This window comes from Pontiella sulfatireligans, from assembly GCF_900890705.1.
GTDB lineage: Bacteria > Verrucomicrobiota > Kiritimatiellia > Kiritimatiellales > Pontiellaceae > Pontiella > Pontiella sulfatireligans.
On sequence record NZ_CAAHFH010000004.1, the window covers coordinates 23,167 to 46,240 of the forward strand.

The following is a 23,074-nucleotide window of genomic DNA, read 5'->3' on the forward strand; positions in this document are numbered from 1 at the left end:
TACAACTGCTGCTGCATGGTCAGCTGTCGCTTACCTTGCCTTGATAAAACTCAACACCGCGATAGCTGACGGCGTAGCTCGAACCCGTACGGATCACGTCGAACGTGGCGGAATCGCCATTTTCGAAATCAATGTAGAGATTCGCGGAGGTATCGGTCAGGCGTTCAACCCGCGCACGATCCACCTGATGGAGGCCCAGCTTCTGGACTTCCTCTTTCGGCATGTCAACCACCGGGCTTTTGCCGTTCAAGTTGTTTTCGCCCGACCAGAATTCGATCGAGTTGAAAACGAGCAGGTCAAGAAAGGCGCAGATTGGATAGACCAGCGTAATCCACAAGCCAACGAAGATCCCTTCCCGGCCCCAGCGGCTTTCTGCGGTTTCCAGATTCCACTTAACCACTTTTTGGGTCAACGCATTATGCCCCATGCAGCCACTGAACATCATTGCAGCCAACAATCCTGATATCGTTTTAATTTTCATGGTTTACACCTCTTCCTTTACCAAACCGGCGGCATCGTTGATCTGACCCGTATAGAACTCCCGTCCTTGATAGCTTACGGTGTATGCGGCATCCGAACGGACAACATCGAACGTCATCGTGTCGCCATTGGTGAAGGCCATGTACATTTTCGCTTCCGTCTCGTTGATGCGCTCAATCTGGGCCATATCAACCGAGTGCTCCCCGAATACTTTTTCGATTGTCTCCTTATCGATATTCACCAGTGCGGGCTGGTCGGTCAGCGGATTTTCGCCCGACCAGAATTCGACCGAGTTGAAGACGATCAAATCAAGCAAGGTGGAAACACGGTAAACCCAGAATATCTGGAAACCGAGAAAGACACCTTCGCGTCCATACCTGTTTTCCGTGATGCTCAAGTTTCCTTTTTTCACCTTTTGAGTGAGGCCCATATGGCCCATGCATCCAGTACTCATAAGAATACTGGCCGTCACCGCCGCCATCGCGGGAACGGTGAAGCGCTTCAGTCGGTCATTATTATTCATGTATCTGATCTCCTTTCAGAAACAACTGTTTCCGATTTTTTTTCATTTCCATGCTCATTATCCATCGCGAGAACCGCTAAAGAACATGCAAGGACGCTTGCGCCTATCAAGAGAAATGATTGGATCGACTTATTCATCGTAGTTCCTCCCTTGTTCCGAGGTCATTATTTCAGGAACAGAAACTGTACCTGGCACTGGAGCTGCCACTCCGCACCCTGATCCGGATGAACGACGTTATAGTATCCTCCAATCTTGATATTGACCGGAGGGCCGCTCTTGGGCTTGAATACTTTTCCGATGGTCAAGCCGACCGGCACCGTCCACTGCTGATCGCTGTCCGCCTCCCAGTCCGCCGTAACATTCGGCGCTGTGCTGAGGTAGAACTCCTTAAAGTTATAGTTGCAGAAATAATTGATCAGCATGTTGTTCTGGTTCTCGCCCGTACCGCCATACGACCACATATTGTACGCCAATGCCCCGTATACCCACGGACCTTCCATTTTCATCAGAAGCCCCGCCGGCCCGGCACTCCATTTCTTGTTGCCCAAATCAGCGGTGACCGTAGGGAACGAGAGCACGGGGCCGACGCCCCAGATTAATCCGTTTTTAGGATTGGCCGGCGTCAGGAAGCCTTCATACAAAATATTTCCAATGCCGCTGTCGTTTACCGGCGCCGGCTGATCAATAATCGGAACAATCGTACGGTGGATCCAGTTCCAATCCTCATTCAGCTCCTGAGGAATAACGGGCTGCACATTAATGATGGTCTGGCTGTCGCTCTTCGGCCCGACATTCTGGTTAAAGTTAAACTGAACCGGCAGGCTGATCATATTCGCCACCGGGTTTTGGGTTTTCTTGGCCAGCTCGGCCGCATCGTGTGCCGCCGCTGGTTTTCCGGCCGGATTCGCGTGTGCCGCCGAAGAGGTGTTTTGAGCCCCAGCGGGCGGCGCGTTGGTGTGCGTGGCCGCATCGTGTGCAAAGGCAGAGAACCCGCCCAGCAGTGCAATTAATAAAAGGGGTCTTGCCGACAGTTTGTATTGTTGAGTCTGTTTTCTCATGTTTTTTCTCCGTTGGGGTGTTTCTTCATATCTATAGGTTATCGAATCCATTGCTGATCTCCTGGGCATCCGCACCGGTTCAGCCCGTATTCGGGGCTGGAAAAGGTGTTTGTGTTGTTTTCAGGGAGGATGTCTCCTGTAGTTTGAGCCTTGGATCTTCGTCAAGCAGCCGAATCCTGAGAAGGGTTCCCTGAAATCCGGAAAGCATTCCGGCGACCCGCTCCCCTGAACGATCGTTTGTTAATACGAGCACGCCTGTGGATCCCATCGGAAGGGCCTCCTCAATCCGCTTCTGCGCGGTTTCATCGATCCCGATCGAGTTTAGCTTCGCCTGGATGGAGCTGAGCTCAACGGTGTCATCCAGCGGCGGAAAGAGCAGTCGTGCAAACCGTTTCCAAAACCCGCGGTCGCCGCCGTTTTTTTTATTCAGGCGGATGGATTCACGAATGGTGGTCATATCTTCCGTCACCCGGGATAATACGGCCACATCGCTGCACGAAATCGACAGTTCGGCTTGCAGTCTGGAAAGTGTGCTTTCCGCAAGCAGTGCCGCATGAGGGCTGGGGTAGCCAGCTACAATCAGTTCATTCATTCCGCATCTTTTCCTTTGAAACGATGCAGGAGATTCTAGCGTCAGGAGAAAAACACACCTCCCCCAGAGAGGGGGAAAAACGGGGGAGGATCATCCCGGATTTCCAATCCCTGGACGTTTCCAGACCTTGGAAGAAAGCGGGTTTTCCAATGATTGGAAACGCTGAAGTTTAATTATGTCCGGTCGGCCTATATAATCATATTGCTTCGGTACTTAAATATTGTGAATCAGCTTACACAACTATGAGTCCGGATTGCTTTTCATGGAGGGACAGCGTCCCCGCTGTCCGCAGACGATGAGGACATCGTCCCTCCATCCCACGAGCAACCCTAGGTTGCGTTTAAATCTCAGTATTTATCTGCCGGATCTATAGTATCGGAAACTCATAATTGAGGATGACGCGGAGTTCATCACTGTTGCCGGCATCACCGGAGAAATCCAGATGGGACCAGCGTACGCGCAGCCAGAACCCGCGCAGAATGCCTTCATCCACCTTGTAGTCCGCCGTAATGTTAACCTCTTCGGTATCGGGAAGGTCGGCCCCGGATGATGTCTGCGCATTGTTGCCGCGGGCATAGTTGACAAATGAACTGAGGCCCTTTAAGCCGACTCGTTCAAAATCATATGAAACGCCAAGCAACCAGGACTCTTCGTTGGCAGAGTTAAAGTCCGACTGCATCAACGACACAAAACCGGGATAGGAACCATAGGGGTTTCTGATTCGTGCGTCCTCATTAATTTTTGCGGCGGCGGCAGTACACATCAGGCCTTTCCAGCTGGCTGCAAGACGCCCCGACAGCATCCAGGTGCTGAAGTCATCTCCGATCAGCAATTCATCGCCAACGCTCTGCTGATGGGTGAACTGGGTATCAAAGCGCAGGTCCAAGTCATCGGTCAGCTCGCGGGTATAGTTGGATTCCAGATAGAGGGTGTTGAACACATCATCAACATAATGGTCGACGGCTCCGATCAGAAAGTTTGTGGTGGGCTGAATGGCTATGCCGGCCGTGAACAGGCCGCGGTCCACGCCCACCGCGCCCGCCGCTTGAGCCATGCTGATGAATGAATCTGAAGTCTTCCGTTTTATCTGATCCACATAGCCGGCGGCATATTCCACATCACCGACGACGGGCTGATCTCTAAATAGGCCTCTCAGCATATAGGCCTCGAAGGTATTCGGAACCATCCTTGAATCGGATTTATTAAGATAGGGAAGATCAATAATCTGGCGGTAGAGGGTCATCTTATGCTCTTCGTGGCGCAGTGCCACATAGGCTTCGCCAAGCACATCATAACTCTTCTGTATCGGGGCCAGGAGTCCTGTTCCCCCCTCATCGGAATCGCCGCTGATTTTATCCGAGCGGTAATAGCTTGCCCCGATGAGAAATCGAATCATAGAGCCAGCCGGAATCAACATGCACCCGGCCGCCACCGGTAAAGGCTTCGGACTTGCTTCCGTTCGGATTGTCGCGCTTAAAATAGTAGAAGCGCGGTTCAATCGATGCATTCATACCCGAAATTGCCGGAGCATGTTCCTCCAGATATTCTCTCAGACCAGGAAATAAGACCTCGGAATAGACGGCGTAATGAAGTGATTTTTGAAATGCACCATGAGCATCCGAAACCGATGTTGGCGCCGGACGTTCAGCAAGATTCGCCTCACCTGCCCATGCCACAGGCAGGACAGTCAGAACGATGAACAAGCATAGAAGCAGACACCGGATTGTCATGGGACCATTTTCTCTCCGGTCGAGGGGCTCTCGCCCCAGCCGGTTTTCAAGTGGAGATCCCGCTGCGGAAATGCAATTACAATGCCGGCCTGTGCGAATTTTTTATTGATCTCCGAGTGCAGCTCCGTGGTCGTAGAAAGCCGGCTTTCTATATTCGGAAGATAAGCTCGCAAACACAGGGTCAGAGAACTGCCTGCAAACTCCTCAAACGTCGCCATGGGCGATGGATCGTCCAATACCATCGGATGGTTCGAAGCAACCTCCAGCATAATCTTCCGGGCCTTTTCCGTATCGCTTCCATACGCCACGCCCACCGCAATCAGAACACGGTTCAGCGAGGCACTTAAGGTCCAATTCAGGATCGTGTTGGTGATCAGTGCTTTATTCGGGACAACCAATTCCTGCCGTTCCCAGTTCATCACCGTTGTGGCTCGTAGCCGAATCTTCATCACCGTTCCGGTCGTCCCTTCGATGGTAACCACATCCCCCACTCGAATCGGACGCTCAAACAACAGAATTAGTCCGGAAATAAAATTGGCGACTACCTCCTGCAGGCCGAACCCCACTCCCACACTCAATGCCGCCGCAATCCAGCCGAGCTTCGACCAATCCACATCCAGAATATGCAAAATAAGGCCCGCCCCGATTGCACCCGCCGTATACTGACCGAGGGTCGAAATCGCCGAGCGCGTCCCCGCCTGAAGACGGCTTTCCTGGGAGATCATTAGCTCCAACACACTCGGCAGATCTCGGATGGCGATGGCGGAAATGAACGCAAGAAATACAACCCAAACGAGCTGAAGGAGATTCAGGCTCCCGAAGACCGGAACGCTCGCTAGCAGCTGATCAAGCGGGAGCTTACTATCCCAAAACATGATCAATAGCATCAACCCCAGCACAATCATGCACGATCGGAGAAGGTGTCTGGCATGCCCGCCGATGAACTCCAAATCCGCCCCTTCCTCCTCCTCGGGATCAATCAGGACCACCTCGCCCTCTACGCTTTCCGCATCCGCCTCGGCCTCTTCGGCCCGCAACCGCCGCGCCTCCAGCGCCTGAGCCAATGCCAGCCGTCGCTCTTTGATCATAAACCCACGCAGCAGAAGCCAGTATATGACCGTACAGACCGCGACGATCCATAGGATGACCAACAGGTCTAAAATGACAACCCCCGCAACAAACAGGTATCCGGCCCACGCACTTCCCGCCGCAAATAAAGGGCCGCATAATAGAAGAGCCAGTATCAGATGACGCATTCGCACAAACCATCGATCCGGATACGTTTCAATCAGATAAGAAAAAACGCTGTCATCAAAGCGGAACAGTTGCCATAACAGAATCTCCACATACAGGATCAACCCGATAAAGCTCATCCGCCCCAAACTCTCTAAATGAAGTCCGCCCCCCCCGAAGACCGTGCCGGAAAGCAGGATCACCTCCGGAAGAATCACGACCGAAAACAGGCACAAGATATGCCGGGTTTTCTGAACGATCTCCTCTTTCCATCTAAAATGAGACCGGCCAATCCCCCCGTCTCGGCACACCACAATCAAAAAGCTCAAGACCAGACCAACCCGAGACGCAGTCAGAAATCCGCGACCGATCCCTCTCAACCATCCGGAAGGCTCCGGAGCCAGACCCATCCATTCGCTTATGAATCTCAAGAGCAGGGGCAACGGCAGGGCGAGGAGCAAACTACACAACAACGCCAGCATCGTCTGCCGATACGAGTCCGTCGAAATGCGTCGGGCAGCGATCGCTGTTCCTGCGATCAACTGACTCAGTCGACGACGCAAGAAAAAGAGCGCCGCCAGCAGCAAACAGGATCCGGCCAATCGGCCAGGGGCCCGCCCCGCAGCCCCTGTAAAAACACGAATCATCTCGCGCCCATGCGCACGGCTGAAAAACCATAGGAACCCGTCCGGCAGCGCCGCGAAGGTTTGGATTCCGACGGGCGGGGAGGTTCTCATCCCGAACAGGCTTTCAAAAATAAACGTCCGTACGTCCGCCACCTTCTGGATGTACTCCAACGTTTGGCCATAACAGGCTGCTCTCGTACGAATCAACGTACGATACTGCGCATCCAGCTTATTCAGCACCTCGCCCCGAGTGGTAACGATCGGGATGAAGGAGGCGCTCCCCCGATCAGAAAATGTCTGTTCCAGCCCAGACTGCTCGCGTAGCTTCTGATCGACCGTCAACATCCTCAACCGAGCCTCATCGACCCGCGCTCTCTCGTCCGCTACGCGATGGGCCAACACCTGACGCCCCGGTAGACCGTACTGCAAGGCAAGTATCGTATCCGCCATGGCCGTTCCCGTCCCGCCCAACTTCAGCTGCTCTCGAATAAACTCGTGTTCCTGCGTCAGGAGGGCGAGGTCGCTGGCCGCTTTCTCTTCATCAGCCGTCGCCTCTTTTAAACTCCGAACCACGGCCTCGAACTCCCGCGCGAGCTCTCCCATCTCCTGGACCAGCCGTTGCCCCGCCTCATCATTTGCGGCCACGTCCGGCAGGGTCTGCCCCGCAGCCTCCGTCATCTCTCGAGCCTCTTGCGTGAGCCGCTCTCCCAACCGCTCACTCTGAGCAGTCAATATCTTCTGAAACGACTCGATCTTCCGATCCAGCAGCTCTTTCTGCGCGCTCAACAAATCCTGTCGGATCGAATGACTGAAATTCTCCTGCTGCAGCATTTCCCGCTCACTCAACAACTCCGCGAGTTTCGCGCCGAACAGGATGCGATCCGCAATCCGCTCCGGCGACAAGTTCTCTTGGGTGTACTCCGGCGAATTCAGCTGGCTTTGAACCGCAGCCAGATCGACCTGAATCTCTGGCAGGCGGGTGCTGATTTCAAGGGGGCGTTCCTCCAACCGTGCCAAACTCTCCGTAACCTTGCCCAGTTCTCCCGTCAACCCTGCGAGCTCTACCCGCCGTGAATCCATTCCTTTTTGCAACTGCTCAGAATCGACCTCTTCAAAATCCTGAAGTCCCCCCTCTGAGCCTGCGCTTTCAAGCCGGAGCCTCAGCGATTCAAGGGTCTCCGGGCCGGTCTCCATCGTTTCCCGATATCCTGCCGCGGCCTTCGTGTTCTCCAGCACCCCTTTCGCCGTCTCGAGGGCTTCCTGATAGATCGGACGCAACACATCCTTTGTCGAATCATCAACTCCGGAATCCGCCTCCAGCTGACTCAGGGCGGCCTCAACCGTATTTACAATGTCCCCGCCCGAAACCGGATCATTCGGAGCGCAAACAGAAGCCATGGGCAAGCTGACTGCCCCCATGAGAAGAGCCAGCTTCATCCATCGTTTTAACCCGTTCATAAACAATCCCCTTTTCCCAATGAGCACTCACCCCGGCCTCGGCTGAATCCGCCCAGTGGAACCACGGTTCAAAGCCGTCAGCCGCATGCACATGGCCGGAGGGGAGTGACTCGGCGTTCGTTCGCATTAGCGGTTCATCCTCAGCCATTGGATTTATTCATCAGTTTTCCAACAATAACGGCGACGATGACGGCCATATAAAACTGACCGGCCACCACGGTCATGATCGATGCCGTTCTAACGACCGGATCGAGTGGAGAAATATCGCCGAACCCGACGGTGGTCATCGTCACCAGCGAAAAATAGAGGAAGTCGTTGAAGCAAAATTCGGCGTTGGGCAGCGTTAAGACCTGCGTTTCAAAACTGCCTACCACGGTCAGAAAGAAAGCAAGGCAGATGCCGATCATTAAATAGCCGGCGATGCAACCGGAAATAAAACTGCTTCTGATCTCGATGCTGGAAACCAGCATGGAGATGATGTTGATCACGACAGAGACCAGCAGGATAAAAAAGAGGGCAAAGGAGCATGCAAACAGAATCGGGAAATCGCTGAATTGCAAATAGCCATTCATTACTATGAACAGCACGGCGATGGTTAAGCCGGTACGGAACAGCTTTTGCCTTTCCCGCAGCACATTCAATCCAGCCAACAGCACCAAGGACAGCCCGCAGACCGTAAAAAGATCCGTGTGTTTCCAGGCCGGATTAAGCCACGGCAAAATGCCGATGAATAAAAGAAGAACAGCGAGGAGCAGGTGATATGGATCCAATTTTTTCATGTTCTCTATACTAATTCGAACTTAAACCTATTCAATTAAATTCCTGAATCAGCTTCTTGAACTCGGGCTGGTTTCGCAGCAGCTCCCGTCCAGCTTTGATCAGGGCATCGACCTGCTCATCGGTGAGCGAGAAGCTGGTGGGAATGGTATTGAGAAACTCGCGTTCCTCCTCATCCACAACATCGTCAAACCGCACATGGATCATATGCACCGAAACGGGGCGGTCGGGTGTGGAAAGCTCCTCGCCCCACTGGACCATGCGCTCCTTCATCAGCTCCTCGGTGGCCTTGGTGTAGCGGCTCATCTGAATGGAAGAAACCGAGCCTAAGGTTTGAGCCAAGGAGGGCTGTTTGTTGCTGCCCCCCATGCTGGGCATCTTCTTTTTGCTGGCGTTAACCGAAATAAGGATCAGGCGTCGCGGTGGCTTCACTCTCATCTGAGCATAGGTGTTTTTTATGCCTCCGCCCAATTCGAAAATGTCGTGGATGGCCCGCAGCCCAAGATTGTCGGTAATGCCGCCGTCCACAAAATGGACAAACTGGCGGTTGTCCTGGTCAAAATAGCTGTTGATCCCGCCGGTCAGCATTTGCAGCTGCGGCGAGCCCCCTTTTTGCATGGACGACTGGATACCCTGAAGCCAGGACGGCTTATTATTCTCCTCTTTCGCTTTGCCATAGTTCATCGCCACGATGGGATCGAACAGCACAGGAACCGCAGAGGATGCGGTGACGGCCCGCGACACCGGGAAGGTGGCGATGTCGGAGCTGAGGAGGTCAAAGTATTCCTGAATAAAGGTGAAGCGGACCCCATTGTCCAGATCGGTCGCATTGATCAGCAGCAACGGCCCGTTCTTTTTCTTGAGATCGGCAAAGGTGGCACCATGGAAAATATTTTTGTCGTAGTATTTAACCGCTTGTTCGTTGCGCCCGGTTCGGCGAAACCATTGCAATGGATTCAGATACATTCTGCGGATCAAACGCCCCTCAATATTCACCCGCAGAAACTCATCCTCGAAGTTTTCGAAAATTTGGTTGCCGTAGAGGCCGTAGTAGGCCGCGGTGAAACTGCCCCCCGACACCGAACTGATCGTGTCGACGGCTTCAAGTGCGGTCGTTGCATCTTTGTCGTTTAATTGGGTTTCATTCAGTTCCTGAAGTACGCCGTAGGCCAGTGCGGCCGCCCGGGTGCCGCCGCCTGAAAGGGCCAGCCAAACGGCATTGTCATCCTCGCTTTCATCCTTGAAATTTAAGTCATAATTGTCCGGGTCGGGATGATCGATGACCTGCTGCGTGTTGTCAATCACGCCATAGGATGCGCACCCGGCCAGCACGAGCAATAACGCCCCGGCACCTAAACCTTTTAGTTGCTGCAAAAAAACAATATTCATCAAGGATCTCCTCTGTCGTGTTTTTCATCTGAAGTCTGGACCGATGTTTAGCCACAGCACCGATCCAGTCAGCGTCAATCCTCCTTGGGCATTGGGGCCAGGTTGACTCCGAATTTTTCGACAAATACGGCAATGATGGCCGGGAGTACAAACAGCGTAAAGAGCGTGCCGATCGAAAGGCCGACCACAATCACCGTTGAGAGCCCCTTGAACAGCGGGCCTCCGGCAAACATTAAGCTGAGCAAGCCGCCCACCGTTGTCAGGGTCGTCATCAGGATCGGCATCAGGCGCATCTGCCCCGCCTCGGCCAGACAGCGCAGGAACGCCTGCCGTGTGAGGCCGTTGCAGGATTTTTCACCTTCTTTAGCGAGCCCCTCTCCGGCGGCCAGTTTTTCCCCGACCAGGACGCCGCTGAATTCAATCAGCAGGATGGCCGCACTCAGCACAATGCCGAACAGCGCAAGAAATCCGACCGACTCCATGAACCCGAGCGGAATGCGCATGAGCTGCAGCCCGAGGATTCCGCCGCCCGCCGCCAGAGGCAGCGTGAGGAAAATCATGAACGGCTTGATGATGGAACCGAACTGAATGACGAGCAGTACAAAGATCAGCAGGCCTCCCGCCGCCAAAGCCGTTGTATTCTGCTGGTTTCCTTTGTCCGCTTCTTCCGTGATCCCGCCTTGTTCCAGGCGGTATCCGGGCGGCAGCTCTGCGGCGATCTGTTCGAGATCGCCCTTAACGGCGTCGAGCACTTCGCTGAACAGAATGTCCGTCTCGGGCTCGCAGCGGATGCTCATATTGCGTTCGCGCTGGAAGCGGTTGATTTTGGCCGGCGCCCAGGAGCGCTCGATGGAGGCAATAGAGTCCAGCGGCACCTTGCCGGAATAGCCCTCGACGTACAGATTCTGAAACTCATCCAGATTCTTGCGCTGCGCCGCCGGCAGGCGGAACATAACCGGAATCTTTCGATCGCCTTCGCGGTACAGCATCAAGGGCTCTCCGCTGTAATAGGCATTCATCGAGTGCGAGATCGCGGCGTTGGGCACGCCGGCGAGAATCGCCTTTTCTTCGTTCACGGTCACATCCAGTTGGCGGGCGAAACCGCCCCAGCTGTCATGAATGTCCCAGGCCAGGCCGCTCTTGCGGAGCACCTCTTTAACCTTGGCCCCGGTGTCGCGGAGAATCTGTTCGCCGCCCAGGCGCGGCCCCAGAATCCGGATGTCGATAGGCGACATGACCGGCGAGCCCAGAACGAGCTGGTGCGGGACCACCCGCACACCGGCAAGCGGCGGAAGATAATCGGTTGCACCGGGGGTCCCGAGCCCTTCTGTGGTGGCGCGCCGCAAATCCTCCACAAAGCCGGGTACGTCGTCGCCGGACGACGTATTCACCCAGAGGCAGGCATAGCTCGGCTCATCGGGCTTCGGAAAGAGAGCGGGATAGTTAAACGGACCGCCGGACCCGACAAAGGTCGCAATCGAGCGCATGCGTTTTCCCCCGTCCGGCAGCTCGACGAGCTTGTCGTCGGCATAGGTTTTTGTGGAGAGTCTTTCCACCATGGCCTCGACCTTTTTCGCTATCTCGCTGGTGCGGGCAATGGGCGATCCAGACGGCAGGTACACATCGACCACAAACTGGTCGCGGTCGGAGAGCGGGAAGAACGACGACTTTAACGGCATGCTCAAGATGAGGAAGAGGATGGTATAGGCCACAATGAGCGTCACCCATTTGGCCTTCACCGCCACGTAGCATAATTTCAGGTAGGGGCTGTCCTTTTTGGGTTCGCCTGCAACCGGCTCCTTCGGTTTTTTTCCGCACAGCCGCATCACGAATTCGATCAGGGCGACCACCGGATTCTTTTCGCCGCCCTCCTTCAGGCCGTAGAAGGCCATGATGGTCGTAATGGTTACCGCAAACAGCCAGCCCAGCCCCAGCGCGAGGGACACGACCACCGGCAGGCTGAAAACAAATTCCTGGGATGAGCCGGTAAGGAAGATGGTCATCGGCACAAAGACGCCGACGATGGTCAGGGTGGCGATCAGCAGCGGAAACGCCATCTGGGAGGCACCCTGAATGGCCGCTTCACGCCGAGGGATTCCGCTTTTCAATTTGGAGCCGATATTGTCGCAAACCTGAATCGTATTATCGACCAGAATGCCCAGCGCAATAATCAACGCCGCCAGGGAAATCTGTTCAATCACAACCCCGAAGAGCGTCATCAGGCCCATCGTAATCAGCATGATGGCCGGGATGGCAATCGTTGCAATAATCGAGGTCCGGATTCCGGCCATAAAGATGAGCACAATAATTACCGCCACAATGGAGGAAATTACATTGCTGACCACCTCGCTGACCTTTTTATCCACCGCCGCCGGTTGATCCGAGGCTTTGGCGATTTTGATGTCCGGCGGGAGGAAGGTGTCGTTCGCGGTGGCCAGCATACCCGAGATTGCTTCGTTCAGTTTAACAATATTGACGCCGTCTTTCATCGTGAACGAAAGCGTCACGCTTTCGTGCGAGCCTTCATCATCAAAGTAGCGCGTAATGTTTTGCTGCGGGTCGGCATAGCCGCGGAAGACTTTCAAGTCGAGGTCGGTCACGGTGACCGGCACGGTCTGCCCCCCGGGGGCGCCGGCGCCCGGTGAAGTGGGCACCCGCCCAATCATGGTCCGTTCAATCTCGCTTTCCACATCCAGGCGGCCGCCGATCTGAATATTGAAGCTGGCCGTCTCCGTCTCGATGGTTCCGCCCGGCACCACCACATTGCGCAGGGCCAGATAGGCGCCTAAATCATCGGTCGACACCCCGAGCTGGGCCCACTTATCCATGTCCGCTTCAACATAGATGACCTCCCCCTGGTTGCCGTACAGGTCCACCCGTTCAACATACGAAGCGGCCGTTGGGTTCGGAATAAACCGGCCCTGCTCATCGACGGTTCCAGGCCGGAGGTCCATCAGCCGGTCGCGAAGCAAACGGGCGAAGTCCTCCAGTTCACGCGGGGTATAGCGATGTTTGTCCAGCGTCGCCGGATCCTGATAGAGCGAGAGAATCATGACCGAGGCCTGACTGATGTGGTCGCTCAGAATCGGGCTGGCCGCCCCTGGCGGAAGAGCGGGTTCCGCCAGCTTCAGCTCGCGCCGCACCTTGTCCCATACGGCGGGTGCATCCGTAACCGCGTCGATGGTGGTGAGCTGTATCACCGAGAGTCCCGGATAGCTGGTTGAATCGAGTTTGCGGGTGGTCTTGATTCCCGCCAGCGCCAGTTCGAGCGGATCGGTAACGAGCTGCTCCATCTCCTCGGCCGTAGACCCCGGCCACTGGGTGATGATGACGGCATCGCGAATGGTAAACGACGGGTCTTCCTTCCGCGGCGCATTATTAAATGTGGATACCCCGAGCCCAACCAGGATCACCGTAACAGTCAGGACGATCGCTTTATGGTTCAGTGCAAATTGAGACAGATTCATGATGAAGGCCCCTCGCTTTCAACCGGGTTTATTTTTTCTCCATCGGCAACGTAGTAGGCGCCCTCCACCACCAGCCGCATACCTTCGCTCAGGCGTCCGTCGGCAAGCGGCGAGATCTGTTGCAGTGCCCCGGCCGTTGCGCCGGGAAGCACGTCCACCCGGGAGGCGGTTGCTGTGTTGTCGCCCTGGTCTACGGCCAGGAACACAAAGTGTTTTCTACCATCAAACTGAATGGCCTCTTCCGGCACGTAGATTCCGGGAACACCGTCGGATACCCCCCGGCTGACCTGAACCACATCACCCGGGCGCAGCATCCATCTTTTGCGCGTCAGCACGACTTCATCGCCATCTTTAACCTCTCCGGTAACGCGGCGCAGCAGCAGGTCGGTTTCGGGATTCAGGTCCCCGAAATTTTTCAGTTCGCGATAGGTGAAGATCTGGATAAAGTCGAGCAGCTCGTTTCCCGGAACAACACGTACTTTGCGGGCGGTAACGCGGCCCGCTTTGCCCGGCAGCCCTTTTGCCGCCCATACATAAAAGCCAAACTCATCTTCGTGCAGGCACTCGTTTTCCGCAAACCAGGGGCCGGAGTCGTTGAAGCTGCGTTTTTCCAGGCGGAACAGGCCGCTGGCCTGTGCCTCATTCCTGACGGCTGCACCTTCAATAATACTTTTGTTCCGGGTGAGTACCGTAATCAGGAACGTACGGGTGGCGGCATCCGCAGCCGTGTCCTTGAGATAAACCTCGCCGTAAAGCGATTCCCCGGTTCCCGGTACGTGGACCATCATGGCCTCGTTATAGTCGATGTCGGCATCCACCTGCGAGGCTACGGCAAACTGAACCTTGACCGGATCAATCATCTGAACAGTAACCACCGGTTGGGCGCGGACGGCAAAGGTGCCGGTCGTCACATGGATACGGGCAATCTGGCCGGAGAACGGCGCCACCAGGGTGCAGTCTCTCAGGTTCAGACGGGCATTCTCAACATTACCTTCGGCCACATGCACTTCGGACTGGGCCTGCTTGCAGGAGGCTTCCACCTGGTCGAGTTTTTCGCGGGAGGCCGACCGTTCGGCCACCATCCTGGTGTATCGTTCGAGCTCCTGCTGCTGAAGGATCAAATGGGCCCGGGAGGCCTCCAGTTTTGCTTCCGCGTCCTTCAGGGCAATGCGGTAGCGCTCGTCGTCCAGGCGGGCAATAACTGTTCCGGCGGCAACACTTTTGCCGCTGATGTCGCGGGTTTCACCGGCCACCTCGGTTCCCATATCGATGACCCACTCGACGCGACCGGCCACCTCGAATCCGACCTGTGCACTTTTCCATGCATCAACGGTGCCCGAGAAACGCCGGGCGGATTCCGGGGTTGTGGTTTTAAGGGTAACATACGAAACCGGACGGGGAGGGCGCTCCGGGGGTTCGACGCTTTGGCTGCATCCCGACAGGACGGCCAGTAAACAAATCAGGCTGAGGGCTATACGTTTCATAGTTAATATCTCCGGTTTCTTTTTTAAAATAGTGAGTCAGGCAGCCGTACGCTGTCGCTGGGTTCGGTTTCGCGGTCAGGTGCTTCTTCGGCTTCGGCCAGGAGTCCGCCCCATCCGGTTCTTTCCTTCATTTCTTCCCTGGTTGCATCTGGAATAAGCGGCTTACCTTCCCTCAGCTGCCATCCGCCGCCGAGGGAGCGGTAGATGCTGATGAGGTTGATGCATACATCGGCATTCTTTACGGTGAGCTGATCCTGCCAAACCGAGAGGAAGCGCTGGCTGTCGAGCACCCGGGAGTAGGATGAACCGCCTTCGCGGTATTGGTTCAGCGCGAGTTCTTCTGCACGTTTTGCCGAAAGCACCACTTTTTCAAGCTGATCCACCCCGTTCTGCGCTCCAAGGAAGCCGGAAACGCCATCTTCAACTTCGCGCTGCGCCACGAGTACGGTCTGCTGGAAGTTAACCAGTAAGGCCTGATATTGCGCATCTTCAGCGCGGATCTGATTTGAAATGCGGCCATAGTTCAGAATGTTCCAGGAAAAGAAGGGGCTGATAAATCCGGTCTGGTTGTCGGAAGAAAACAACCCATCCGAATGGGGGGAACTCACACCGAAGGCACCACCGATTCCAAACCTTGGAAAAAGCCCGGCTTTGGCAATGCCGATCTGCGCGCACTGGGCCATGGCCTGCAGTTCGGCCAGGCGGATATCGGGGCGGCGCCGGATGAGGTCGGCCGGGATTCCGATGGCCACCGACTCCGGAGCAACCGGAATCGAACCCGGTTCACCAAGAATAGAGCGGACTTCATCCGTCTGCTTTCCAACGAGGATCGCCAGACCGTTCCGGGCATGCTGCAACGAGGTTTTAAGTTGGATTACCAGCACTACGGTGGAGCCGTGAAGCGCCTTGGCCTGCGCAACATCCAGTTCGCCGGCCGCTCCGTTTTCAAACCGGGATTCCGCCACTTCAAGCCCCGTTTGCTGCAGCTCCGCATTTCGCTGGGCAATCGCCAGCCGCTCTTCCAACATTCGGAGGGTCACGTAGGATGTCGCCACATCCGCCGTTAGAGAAACCAGCATGTCATCATAGGTGGCAATCGAAGCAATATAGGATGCATCGGCAGACTCCACTCCGCGGCGGTTGCGGCCCCATAAGTCCAGCTCCCATGCGGCACCCAGCCCGGCCTGATAGTCGTTATAATAGCCGGAGCCATCGGAGGAGTTCGGCAGGGCCGAATTCGGCGATGGATTGTCGGCTCCGTTTAACTTAATCCGGCTGTAGCTGCCGAAGGCGGATTGGGTGGGGTAGAGTGCTCCCACGGCCCGGCCGAGGTGGGCCCGGGATTCCATAATCCGGATGCCGGCAATCCGCAGCGGCAGGTTCTGTTCGTGAGCGAGCTCAATCAGCTCGGTGAGGATTGGATCGTTAAAGGTATTCCACCACTCGCTGTGATCGATTTCTCCTGCTTCAATGCGGACGTCTTCTGCATCGCTCCATTGTTCGGCAACCGATAGGTCGGGAGCCTTGTGTTCGGGGCCCACCGTGCTGCAGCCGTAAACCAGAAACAGCGTGAGCAGGGGAGAGAGAGTTCTGAATATCTTCCCTATCTCGCAAGTCCGTTTGACTGGACGAAGCTCGCGCAGTCTCCTCCGTTTATTCCATTTACTGTTCATCATGTATTCTCCCTTTGCCGCACTGCGCATTCGTATCTGTACCCAATTCTCATATTCTCATCCATGGTTAGAGCGGTGGCCCTGCCGGTCAGCAGAGCTTTCGGCGGCAAAGCGAGTGCGAGTTGATTTCCGGGAGGGGGACTCCTGCAGTTTGAGCCTTGGGTCTTCGTCAAGCAGCCGAATCCTGAGAACGGTTCCCTGAAATCCGGAAAGCATTCCTTCGACCCGCTCCCCTGAACGATCGCTTGTCAACACGAGCACGCCAGTGGATCCCATCGGAAGGGCCTCCTCAATCCGCTTCTGCGCGGTTTCATCGATTCCGATCGAGTTCAGCATCGCCTGTATAGAGTTGAGCTCAACCGTTTCATCTTGGGAAGGAAAGAGCAGCCCCGCAAAGCGTTTCCAGAACCCCCGGTCGCCACCGTTTTTTTTATTCAGGCGGATGGATTCACGAATGGTGGTCTGATCTTCCGCCAGCCGTGACAGCACGGCAACATCGCTGAACGAAATCGACAGTTCGGTTTGCAGTCTGGAAAGTGTGCTCTCCGCGAGCAGTGCCGCATGAGGGCTGGGGTAGCCGGCTACAATCAGTTCATTCATTCCGCATCTTCTCCTTTGAAACGATGCGAAGACTCTAGCTTCAGGAGAAAAATGCACCTCCCCCTGAGAGAGGGAGAAACGGGGGAGGTCCGTTAAGAAAGGAATTATCTAAGAAACTACGCTAAGGAATATCCAACCACTGAATACACCAAATACACGGAAAAGCGAGACGGCCTGATTTTGTTCCGTGTATTCGGTGTATTCAGTGGTTCAATAAATACGTATGACATTCCTTTGCGGCAGTTTAAAACAAGAGAGCGGATGGCGGTCAGTCTTTGGAAACCAGACCGAGCTCTTCGGCTTTCAGCATCGCTTCGCGCCGATTGCCGACGTCCAGCTTCTGGAAAATATTTTTTACATGCGTTTTTACGGTTTCAACCGAAACAGAGAGCTCGTCGGCGATCTCTTTGTTGTAGAGCCGTTTCATCAATAACTCCAAGGTGTCGAGTTCACGGTTGGTCAACGGCTCGATAAGCTCATCCTGTTTAGTTTCATGCTGCTTTGAACGTTCTTTAAGGGATTTTTTCAACGACTGCTCAACGCCGTCATGGCCGGAAAACCATTTCTGGGCACCCACATATTCGATGAACTCTTCTTTGGAAGACATGCCCAGCTTCTTGATTATCTGCTCCTCAAGGTCGGCCAGCGCATCGGCATCAAGTTCATGGCGGGATGCAATTTCATCGGCGTCGCATCCTTCGCCAATCAACAGGATATATTCCTTTTCCAGTTTGGTGAGTTTGGCCTTACTGGCCGAGGTCTGGGTGCGGGAAAGCAGTTCCATATATTGGGAAACCACCAGTCCGGTGACTTCCGAGCTGAGATACTGGCCTCCCTGATGCACGGTTCGGATCGCCGTTTCCAGTTCTTCGGGTGCGCTGTCTTTAAGGATATAGCCCACCGCGCCGGTCTGGAGCATGTTCTCAACAAACCGTTTTCCGCCATGGATGGAGAGGGCGATGATTTTGGTGTCGGGAAAGTCCGCAAGAATTTTCCCGCTGGCTTCAATGCCGTCGCTGTTGGGCATGGTGATGTCCATGACCACCACATCCGGCTGCAGTTCTTTCACCTTGTCGTAGGCTTCCAGGCCATCTCCGGCCTCGCCAACGACATTCAGGTCGTCCTCCTCCAGCATGGCACGAAGCCCTTTGCGGAACAGGGCATGATCATCAACCAGCAATATGGATATCGACATTATTTTTCTCCTTGACAGCAGTGGGGCATGGGCATTTTCAGTGTGGCCTTGCACCCTTGGCCGGGGGCGGATTCAATCTCCAGCATTCCGCCCATATCGGCCATGCGTTCATAGACGCTGAACAAACCGAATCCCCCTTCGGACCCCGGTTGTTTCTGGCGTTTGTCGGGGTTGAAGCCTTTGCCATCATCCTGCACTTCAATATGCAGCACCTGATCAACACAATGTAGTTTAACGGCGATCCGGCTGGCGTCCGCGTGTTTGATCGTATTCATAAGCAGTTCGCGCGCGTTGCGGAAGAGCATGGCGAGCATGTCTTCACTCAGTTGTATATCTTCACAATCATTTGAAAAGGAGGTGTGCAGGCCTTCTCTGCGCCCGGCCTGTTCTTCCAGCCATTCCGACAGCGCCGCAGCCAGGCCGATCTCATTCAACGCCGGCGAACTGAGATCGAGCAATACGCCCCGAATCTGCTGGAGCGATTCCTTCAGCAACCGGGAGAGATCATCCAGTTTGTTGGTCGTTTTCGGATCCTCGACGGCCTTGTTTACTGAGACGAGTTTGACGCGAGCCAACGCCAATGATTGCGCCGCGCCATCGTGCAGTTCTGTCGCAATCCGGCGGCGTTCCTGTTCTTCCGTCAGGGTGAGCTCGGACGCCAGTGCTCGGAGACGTTTCTGATACTCTTGAAGACGGATATCTGCAAGCCGCGGCTCGGTCATGTCCTCTTCCATATACACCACATTCAGAAGTTCCCCTTCCGTATTTTTAACCGGGTACAGGCGGGCTTGAATCCACCGTTTATTGGACATGACATGTGCCAAGTCCAAGTTTTCCATGGTTTCGGGGGCATCGTATTCCACCACCGGAAGAATCACGTCCTCCCCGGCAAACGCCCTGCGAATCCCAGGCAACAGCCCAAGTTTTTCCACTTGAGCATCTTCAAACGTGTTATACGTATCCATCACCTCCTCCAGATCCTCATCGCTTATTCCCCACAACTTTTGAAAGGCCTGATTGACTTTGGTGATTTTCCCATCGGGGTTGAGTATCTGGATGGAGATCGGTGACTGCTCAATCAGACTTCTGAACTCTGACTCGCTGTCACGTACCTTTCGCTCGGCCTGCTTTTGTTCGGTAATATCTTCATGCATCATAACAACATGCGTCACGTTGCCTTGGAGATCTCTCACTGGATACACTATGTTGCTTAACCATCTTTCTCTGCTTTTTTCCTTATTATCGACATCTTCTCGAGAAGCATTAAAATCCACATCAGGAATCGCGCCAATCTCTTCTCCGGCAAAAGCCCTTTTAATATAAGGCAAAAGCCCCACTTCTTCAACTTGAGAACTTTCAAGAACATTAAATTTATTAACAACATCATCCGCTTGAAGATTCCACAAATTTTCAAAAGCCCGATTGACCTGAACTAAAACTCCATCCGTATCATATAGCTCAAAGGTAGTCGGAGATTGCTCAATAAAACTTCTAAATTTCTCTTCACTTTCCTGCAGCGCCATCTCCGCCAGTTTTTGTTCGGTGATGTCCTTCACTACAGCAGCAAACCATTTCGGTTGAGCGTCGTCATCTCTAATCAGGGAGACTATAAGAGTGATCCAGACGATTGATCCGTTTTTATGAATGTATCGTTTGTCTTTAGAATAGGTATCGCCCTCGCCGTCGAGGAGGCGCTGCACTTCGGCGACATCGGCGTCCAGATCGTCGGGGTGCGTTATGTCCTGAAAGGTCAGTGCCCGCATTTCGTCGCGGGAATAGCCGACGATGTCGCAGAACTTCTGATTGATCCTCAGAAAGTGGCCATCCGGGGATACATGGGCGATGCCCACGGCCGCCTGTTCAAACGTGGCGCGAAACCGCGATTCGCTCTCCTCCAGACGTGCCTGGGCCAGCTTTCGTTCCGTGATGTCGACGTGACAGCCCAGTATGCGAACCGGATTGCCGGCGTCATCCAACTGCTTCTCCCCGCGGGTGTAGATCCACCGGTAGGAACCGTCCTTGTGACGCAGGCGGAACTCCTTCGCGTATTCCGGGATCCGCCCGGCGAGGTAGTCCTCGACCATATCGAAGGCCTCTTCCCGCTCGTCCGGATGCAGGCGGGATTCCCATTCTTCGATCCGGCTCTCGAATTCGTCATCCTCGTAGCCTAGCTGCTGCTTCCATTCGGGGGACAAAAAGACAGCATTGGAACGGGGGTCAAAGTCCCAGATCGCCACCCGCGCGGCGGCGGTGGCCAGGCGCAATCGGTCCTCGCTCTCCACCAGAAATGCCTGTGCTTGCTTTTGTTCCGTGACATCGACCCCGATGGACGTGATTCCGATGACGGTATCATGCCGCCTGATTTCACTATTGCTCCACGAAATAATCCGCTCTTCACCCGATTGGGTTAAAATCACGTTTTCGTAGTGTTCCGGAACCGTGCCGGAAAGCGCTTCCTGTAACGCCGCATGGGTTTCGGGGAAATGTTCGGGCGGAATAAGCATCTCCATCCAGTTTTGCCCAATGAGTTCGTCCGCCTGATAACCCGTGACGGTTTCAGCGGCTGGATTCATGTTGGTGATGAGGCCCTTCGTGTCCATGCTTACAATCATCACGTTGGCGCTTTGGATCAGGTGATCGGTATATTCGCGCTCCTGTTTCAAGGCAAGCTGAGCTTCCCTTTGTTCCGTGATGTCTTCCGCAAAAAAGACGGCGTTGATCACCTGGCCGTTACTGTTTTTCAACGGGAACCCGCGCACCTGCGTCCAGAGTTCATGAGGGGCGGTTTCATGCCCGACACTCTTCGTCGCCTCGTCGGTTGAATATTTATACGGTGGGAAAATGACATCTTCGCCGGCATAAACTCGTTCAATGTACGGCTGCAGCCCGAGCTCTTCCGCCTGTTCGTCTTTGCGGACATTGTAGTGTTCCAGTATCTGGTTCAGGGCCTCTCCTTCCAGATTATGCATGGATGCAAAGGCCGGGTTGGCCTGGACGATTTTCCCTTCCAGATCATGGATTTCAATGGCCATCGGAGTCTGTTCCACCAGGCGACGAAAGCGGGATTCCTTTTCAAGAATTTCAGCCGTGCGAGCGATAACCTGCCGCCGCAGCTGTTTGTTCCACATCACGAACAGCAGAATGATAAGGAAGGCAACAGAAACAACAGTAATCACGCGACGGGAAGCTTCCCCAGGAGACATACCGTGTTCATAGCGAACCGCCAGGTACTTGCCGTGAATATCTGCGTGTTCTTCGACAGTCAAGTGATCCAGCGCCTTTTGCAGGATACCAAGAAGTTCAGGCCAATCTTTCCGAACGGCGAAAGCCAATTCACGGTCACTCAATGGCCCGGGGGCTGCAACCTTCACGTTCGACAGCTGGCGCTCCTGGATGATGTGGGTCCCGACTGCGATGTTTCCAACAAATGCCGTTACCTCGGCAGAGGCAAGCGCCAGCATCGCTTTCTCGGCAGTATCGAACTGGACGAGTTGAATATCTGGATAGTTCTCAATGATGTGCAGAGAGAGCGGAGTCTTACGCCCGACCGACACGCGCTGATGGGCAAGAGAGTCCATACCCAGGATGACACCAGAGTCCTCACGCGTGAAAATGACGACGGGTGAGACCATGTACGGGGTGGTGAAGGAGACAGAGCTCTCCCACCTGTCGTCTGCCATGGTGGCTGGGAGCAGGTCGGGACCGTTGCCTTCCTCAACCATGTTGTGAGCCAGACCTACAGACGCGGGTTCGTAAACCCATTCGTAGTTTATCCCGATGTTTTCGGAGGCCGCCCGCAGGTAGTCGATCGCTATCCCCGAGGGTTCGCCGTTGCCAGTGATCATGAAGGGAGGATTGTTCGCAACATGAACCCGGACCGTGTATTCCTGTGCGAGCCAGGCCTGCTCTTCGTCAGTAAGCTCCAAACGCTTCTTGTCGGCGGGGAGGTAGCTCCACGTGCGGATGATGTTGTGTGCGTCGCTCTCTGAGAACCCGGATAGCCCTTTGTTGAGAATGCTTACCAGCTCCGGCCAGTCCGAACGCACCCCGACACACTGCCATGTGGGCGTGTCTAAAAATACATGGGCCGTGACAAGCTCCAGCAATTGGTACTTGGTGAGATAGTACGAATTGTACGAGCTGCCCAGAAACAGGTCCGCTTCTCCATTGGCGACGGCCCGCAGTCCGTCCAATGCGGTTTTCACTTTAACGACCGTGGTCCGCTTGCCGTGCTCGTCGATCATCTTCTGGGTGATGTAGACCTTGTCGATGAGAGCGACTCGTTGGTCAGAAAAATCCTCAGGGCCCTTGAATGAGGTGCCGCGGCGCGCAAAGACGGCGGGATAGTCGGGCCAGAATACCTCGGTTGATAACAGCCCAAGATTTTCGGCATATTCAGGATGAAGGGTAACAATGCCGTCCACCTTTTTAGTCTGCGCGTTTTCAAGCGCCGTCGGGATATCATCTAAACGCAATTTTATCCGGGTCCCGAGGCGCTGGTTCAGCTGCTCCAGCGCGTCGACCAGCATGCCGGTATGCTGGCCGTTCGGCCCCGCAATGACGGAGGGCTCCAACGAATCGGTGTAACCCAGCGTGATGTCTGGATGGGCTTCCAGCCAGGATATTTCCTTCTGGGTCAGCTCGATGGCGGTGGACGACATCGTATTGCTCTCCGCCCGCACCGAACCACACAGACCCGCTATGCAGATTCCAGCTAATACCATTGAACGGAATGTGGACATTTTCCCCCGGAGTGTCTGTTTGGCAACGACCAGTTAAAACGCTTGAA

Annotated in this window: 15 protein-coding genes; all 15 read right to left on the reverse strand. The window is 54.8% G+C overall.

Annotation, left to right across the window (positions count from 1 at the left end):
* Positions 1 to 19 precede the first annotated feature (19 nt).
* The gene (locus SCARR_RS27265) at positions 20 to 481 is read right to left on the reverse strand and encodes a DUF3332 family protein (protein WP_136065836.1); all 462 of its coding nucleotides are present in this window, start codon (positions 479 to 481) and stop codon (positions 20 to 22) included.
* Between the two features lie 3 nt (positions 482 to 484).
* Positions 485 to 1,003 (reverse strand): DUF3332 family protein, encoded by a 519-nt coding sequence (locus SCARR_RS27270; RefSeq protein WP_222846489.1) that lies wholly within the window; start codon positions 1,001 to 1,003, stop codon positions 485 to 487.
* Positions 1,004 to 1,167: 164 nt separating this feature from the next.
* Positions 1,168 to 2,061, reverse strand: a complete 894-nt coding sequence (locus SCARR_RS27275; protein WP_136065838.1) for a neuromedin U — start codon at positions 2,059 to 2,061, stop codon at positions 1,168 to 1,170.
* Between the two features lie 79 nt (positions 2,062 to 2,140).
* Entirely contained in the window at positions 2,141 to 2,653 is a 513-nt protein-coding gene (locus tag SCARR_RS27280) for a DUF1269 domain-containing protein (RefSeq protein ID WP_136065840.1), read from the reverse strand.
* Positions 2,654 to 3,020: 367 nt separating this feature from the next.
* On the reverse strand, positions 3,021 to 4,049 hold the full coding sequence (locus SCARR_RS27285; RefSeq protein ID WP_168433663.1) for an OprD family outer membrane porin: 1,029 nt from the start codon (positions 4,047 to 4,049) through the stop codon (positions 3,021 to 3,023).
* Positions 4,006 to 4,164 carry a hypothetical protein gene (locus tag SCARR_RS28470; RefSeq protein ID WP_168433664.1) on the reverse strand — a complete coding sequence of 53 codons (159 nt, stop codon included), beginning with the start codon at positions 4,162 to 4,164 and terminating at the stop codon, positions 4,006 to 4,008. The genes SCARR_RS27285 and SCARR_RS28470 overlap by 44 nt, the downstream gene beginning before the upstream one ends.
* A gap of 215 nt (positions 4,165 to 4,379) precedes the next feature.
* On the reverse strand, positions 4,380 to 7,700 hold the full coding sequence (locus tag SCARR_RS27290) for a mechanosensitive ion channel domain-containing protein (protein ID WP_136065844.1): 3,321 nt from the start codon (positions 7,698 to 7,700) through the stop codon (positions 4,380 to 4,382).
* A gap of 140 nt (positions 7,701 to 7,840) precedes the next feature.
* Complete coding sequence (locus tag SCARR_RS27295; RefSeq protein ID WP_136065846.1) at positions 7,841 to 8,479, reverse strand: ion channel; 639 nt, start codon at positions 8,477 to 8,479, stop codon at positions 7,841 to 7,843.
* A gap of 31 nt (positions 8,480 to 8,510) precedes the next feature.
* Positions 8,511 to 9,866 (reverse strand): patatin-like phospholipase family protein, encoded by a 1,356-nt coding sequence (locus tag SCARR_RS27300; RefSeq protein WP_136065848.1) that lies wholly within the window; start codon positions 9,864 to 9,866, stop codon positions 8,511 to 8,513.
* Between the two features lie 74 nt (positions 9,867 to 9,940).
* Positions 9,941 to 13,333: an efflux RND transporter permease subunit gene (locus SCARR_RS27305; protein ID WP_136065849.1), complete on the reverse strand. Its 3,393-nt coding sequence runs from the start codon at positions 13,331 to 13,333 to the stop codon at positions 9,941 to 9,943.
* Positions 13,330 to 14,817, reverse strand: a complete 1,488-nt coding sequence (locus tag SCARR_RS27310; RefSeq protein ID WP_136065851.1) for an efflux RND transporter periplasmic adaptor subunit — start codon at positions 14,815 to 14,817, stop codon at positions 13,330 to 13,332. Before SCARR_RS27310 ends, SCARR_RS27305 begins: the two co-directional genes overlap by 4 nt.
* A 23-nt stretch (positions 14,818 to 14,840) precedes the next feature.
* The gene (locus tag SCARR_RS27315; protein WP_168433665.1) at positions 14,841 to 16,493 is read right to left on the reverse strand and encodes an efflux transporter outer membrane subunit; all 1,653 of its coding nucleotides are present in this window, start codon (positions 16,491 to 16,493) and stop codon (positions 14,841 to 14,843) included.
* A gap of 54 nt (positions 16,494 to 16,547) precedes the next feature.
* Positions 16,548 to 17,090, reverse strand: coding sequence for a DUF1269 domain-containing protein (locus SCARR_RS27320; protein WP_136065855.1), 543 nt, complete (start codon positions 17,088 to 17,090; stop codon positions 16,548 to 16,550).
* Positions 17,091 to 17,358: 268 nt separating this feature from the next.
* A complete protein-coding gene (locus SCARR_RS27325) occupies positions 17,359 to 18,285 on the reverse strand; it encodes a response regulator (protein WP_136065857.1) in 927 nt (308 codons plus the stop codon).
* Positions 18,285 to 22,946 carry a PAS domain S-box protein gene (locus SCARR_RS27330; protein ID WP_168433666.1) on the reverse strand — a complete coding sequence of 1,554 codons (4,662 nt, stop codon included), beginning with the start codon at positions 22,944 to 22,946 and terminating at the stop codon, positions 18,285 to 18,287. The genes SCARR_RS27325 and SCARR_RS27330 overlap by 1 nt, the downstream gene beginning before the upstream one ends.
* Positions 22,947 to 23,074 lie beyond the last annotated feature (128 nt).

What these genes read in the sequence shown, in the direction of transcription:
- SCARR_RS27265 (WP_136065836.1), bottom strand. Translation starts at nt 481, where the DNA reads ATGAAAATTAAAACGATATCAGGATTGTTGGCTGCAATGATGTTCAGT.
- SCARR_RS27270 (WP_222846489.1), bottom strand. Translation starts at nt 1,003, where the DNA reads ATGAATAATAATGACCGACTGAAGCGCTTCACCGTTCCCGCGATGGCG.
- SCARR_RS27275 (WP_136065838.1), bottom strand. Translation starts at nt 2,061, where the DNA reads ATGAGAAAACAGACTCAACAATACAAACTGTCGGCAAGACCCCTTTTA.
- SCARR_RS27280 (WP_136065840.1), bottom strand. Translation starts at nt 2,653, where the DNA reads ATGAATGAACTGATTGTAGCTGGCTACCCCAGCCCTCATGCGGCACTG.
- SCARR_RS27285 (WP_168433663.1), bottom strand. Translation starts at nt 4,049, where the DNA reads ATGATTCGATTTCTCATCGGGGCAAGCTATTACCGCTCGGATAAAATC.
- SCARR_RS28470 (WP_168433664.1), bottom strand. Translation starts at nt 4,164, where the DNA reads ATGAATGCATCGATTGAACCGCGCTTCTACTATTTTAAGCGCGACAAT.
- SCARR_RS27290 (WP_136065844.1), bottom strand. Translation starts at nt 7,700, where the DNA reads ATGAACGGGTTAAAACGATGGATGAAGCTGGCTCTTCTCATGGGGGCA.
- SCARR_RS27295 (WP_136065846.1), bottom strand. Translation starts at nt 8,479, where the DNA reads ATGAAAAAATTGGATCCATATCACCTGCTCCTCGCTGTTCTTCTTTTA.
- SCARR_RS27300 (WP_136065848.1), bottom strand. Translation starts at nt 9,866, where the DNA reads ATGAATATTGTTTTTTTGCAGCAACTAAAAGGTTTAGGTGCCGGGGCG.
- SCARR_RS27305 (WP_136065849.1), bottom strand. Translation starts at nt 13,333, where the DNA reads ATGAATCTGTCTCAATTTGCACTGAACCATAAAGCGATCGTCCTGACT.
- SCARR_RS27310 (WP_136065851.1), bottom strand. Translation starts at nt 14,817, where the DNA reads ATGAAACGTATAGCCCTCAGCCTGATTTGTTTACTGGCCGTCCTGTCG.
- SCARR_RS27315 (WP_168433665.1), bottom strand. Translation starts at nt 16,493, where the DNA reads ATGATGAACAGTAAATGGAATAAACGGAGGAGACTGCGCGAGCTTCGT.
- SCARR_RS27320 (WP_136065855.1), bottom strand. Translation starts at nt 17,090, where the DNA reads ATGAATGAACTGATTGTAGCCGGCTACCCCAGCCCTCATGCGGCACTG.
- SCARR_RS27325 (WP_136065857.1), bottom strand. Translation starts at nt 18,285, where the DNA reads ATGTCGATATCCATATTGCTGGTTGATGATCATGCCCTGTTCCGCAAA.
- SCARR_RS27330 (WP_168433666.1), bottom strand. Translation starts at nt 22,946, where the DNA reads ATGTCGTCCACCGCCATCGAGCTGACCCAGAAGGAAATATCCTGGCTG.